The organism is Denitraticella aggregata, assembly GCF_048158365.1.
Taxonomy (GTDB): Bacteria; Pseudomonadota; Gammaproteobacteria; order Burkholderiales; family Rhodocyclaceae; genus Azoarcus_F.
Map to the genome: position 1 here is coordinate 1 of NZ_JBLLNL010000029.1, position 2,720 is coordinate 2,720.

Sequence of the window (2,720 nt, forward strand, 5' to 3'; positions counted from 1 at the left end):
GCACAAAGTGACGATGGCAGACGGAGCAGGTCTGTACAGTGCGAATCAAATTTGGATAGTTTGTTTGACACTTAGGGTAGGTCGCGAGCCTCATGCGTTCTTCTTCTGCGCACGCGAACCACCAAGAAAACACTCGCGGCAGCGATCAAACCGACGACCCACATCGCCAACCTCACCGTCTCACGTGAGCGCTCCGACTCTTCCGCCAATCTGGCCTCCGCGGCGAGACGCGCTTCCTCGGCGAGACGCGCTTCCTCGGCCAGACGTGCTTCCTCGGCCAGACGTGCTTCCTCAGCCAGACGTGCTTCCTCAGCCAGGCGAGCCTGTTCTTCCTGATAGGCTGCCAGCGCGCCCACCAGGCCCTCTAATCTTTCTGTGTCCTTCGCATAGTCTTCGTGCAGTTGTCCGAACTTATCCCAAGTTTCTCTCGCCTCCTTCTTCAGACTCTTCGGTTCCACCTCGCCGAGAACGACTTTCGCCCCATCCAATAGCTGTTGGTAAGTACCGAGGGCGGCCTCGATGGTTTCGAGTGCCTCTGGGCGGTTCTTCAACGTATCATTGGAGGTTTCGGCCAGCGAGGAGATCTTTTGCTGCTCGAGCTTGATTCGCTGGAAGTATCGCGACATCAATCCAGTAAGGTTGACCAGACGATGCCTTTCCAGATCTGCGTGATTCATCAGTTCAAGCACGCGGGCCAGGGCCTCCGGTCCAAGCTCACCCTGATCGATCCTCAGCATCGTGCGATCAAGGTAGATTGAAAAGAGCAAGGGGATCAGGGGGTTTGCGGGTTCGCTCAGAACTGCGCGACTGAGATAGACGCGGGTCAATAAATCGAAACGTGGCGTTTCGTCATACAAACGGCTAGTGGCGAATATGAATGCTGGTAGCGTTGCGGACTCGCCCTCCCGGCTCGCATCCCTCAGCGCTCTTTCGGCATATATTTTCGCTCCGGTGTAGTCGTTCGTCTGGAACTTCAGAAGCGCCAGTAAAGCCTCGACCCTGATCTTGTCCGCCATCTCGAGCGACCGATTTGCACGCACTTTTTCCGCCTGTTCCATTGCGCTTCGAAACACCGCGAAATTGCTCTCTGCGTGAAATGGCAGGTCCTGATTGACTCGCTCGAGTTCTTCGATAGCCAACCTGTAACCCTTGGGACCCCTGGTATTGCTTGCAAGCGGCAGGGTAGGCATATCCTGGCTCTTGGCCACCAGATCCCGATAGCGATATTCGGTCACAACCTTGCCCACGCCGTAGTCGATAATGACGTCGGTCGAAAACGATAGCGCGGCCGTCAGAACTACCGTTCCGCCGATTATGCCAAAGCCTCCCGATGCAATAGATCCACCGCCCAGCAGAGCAAGCCCGGCGTTAGTCGCCGCCGCGCCTGACAGCCCCATAGCATTGCCGATCAGGGTGCCGATGGATGCGACTAGCGGGCTTGCCGTACCCCCGGTGAAGATGATCAATCCCACCACGGCCAGGGCAGCAAAGGCTGCAATCAACCAGCCAATCGCCCACGGTGTTTTGTAGAAGGACTCGAAGCTCGCAGCATCCCCTGCCGCAAAAACCGCGCCAGGCAGCAAGAACACAGTCAAACATAGCACGACGTATCGATTCATCTGATATCCACCAATTGTCTAATCTGGGCAATGCTTGAACCGGCATCGCCAAACACCAGCTCGACGTCACGCCGAGCTGCCTCGAGCTTGAGCATGCGCAGATAAGCCTCATCCACCGGTTTGCTCGAGATCGTGAACACCGGCATCACGTTCCCTTTTCCCGACGCCCTGAAGGCGACCAGCGTATCCAGATCCGCGCGATACATGTCCAGGGGCATTCTCGAGTACGCACCGTAATGCTTCGCCTCGATGGCGACCACACGCCCCCCGCGCTCGAGGATCACGTCAATATCGGTGGGTCCCCTCTTCAGGCCGTCCGAGAACTTCTCGCCGATTGCCCTTACCGAGAATCCGCGATCGACCGCTTCGTTCGCCAGGCGCAACTCATAGAGATGCCCCACCGTGCCAACCTCGCTGTTCCCGATGATCTTTCGCAGCGTCGTTCTGAAACCTGGGACGCCAGTCAGATTCGCAAACATACCCTTCGCCTCCGCGCGGGGCAGCGTCTCCTTATGAAGCGCGATGCGCAGAAAGGTGTCTTCCAGCACGTCGTTTGGCAAATTCCGCTTGCCCAGCTCAATCCCGAGCTTTTCGGTCCCCCTTACCTCGTCAGCAAGCTTGGAAAGCCGCACGATTTCCGCATCCGGTAAGGCAAGCGGACTCCGCACGAAGGGGTGTAGCTTCGGAACAAACTTATGGACCGACCCCCAGAAAGCATTTGCTTGCGATACGGCCGTTAACAAAACCAGACCGCAGACCAAGAGCATAAAAAAAGCTCTGATCATATCTCGCAAGTGCTGCCAACGACTGGAATGACAGATAGGCATGCCAACGGGGGCGTCTCTGCCTTCGAACGGTTCTCGCCAAGCTGAACTAGATGCCGTTTCTATCAAGAATGCACTCCCAGAGAATTGTGCTTTCCGAACCACATCCCTCGTGCAACGGTCCCCTCGATGCCGAGCATCTCGACTTCACGAGCGCCCGCTAGTGAGTGTCCGAACAGGCGGTCACGTTGGCGGAATCGGCGGTCACGGGGGGTCCAAAGCCATAGCTGACCCGAACAGGGTAGGGATTGTATGCCGGGTCCAGATTTTGTCATCG

The 2,720-nt window shown here is 57.0% G+C and carries 2 protein-coding genes; both read right to left on the bottom strand.

Annotated features, from left to right (window positions below):
• Positions 1 to 71: 71 nt before the first annotated feature.
• The gene (locus ACKVEX_RS16405; protein ID WP_473216813.1) at positions 72 to 1,619 is read right to left on the bottom strand and encodes a hypothetical protein; all 1,548 of its coding nucleotides are present in this window, start codon (positions 1,617 to 1,619) and stop codon (positions 72 to 74) included.
• Positions 1,616 to 2,404: a hypothetical protein gene (locus ACKVEX_RS16410; protein WP_473216814.1), complete on the bottom strand. Its 789-nt coding sequence runs from the start codon at positions 2,402 to 2,404 to the stop codon at positions 1,616 to 1,618. The genes ACKVEX_RS16405 and ACKVEX_RS16410 overlap by 4 nt, the downstream gene beginning before the upstream one ends.
• Between the last annotated feature and the right edge of the window lie 316 nt (positions 2,405 to 2,720).

Bases quoted from the DNA above. Each gene is read 5' to 3' on its own strand.
- ACKVEX_RS16405 (WP_473216813.1), bottom strand. From the start codon at position 1,619: ATGAATCGATACGTCGTGCTATGTTTGACTGTGTTCTTGCTGCCTGGC.
- ACKVEX_RS16410 (WP_473216814.1), bottom strand. From the start codon at position 2,404: ATGATCAGAGCTTTTTTTATGCTCTTGGTCTGCGGTCTGGTTTTGTTA.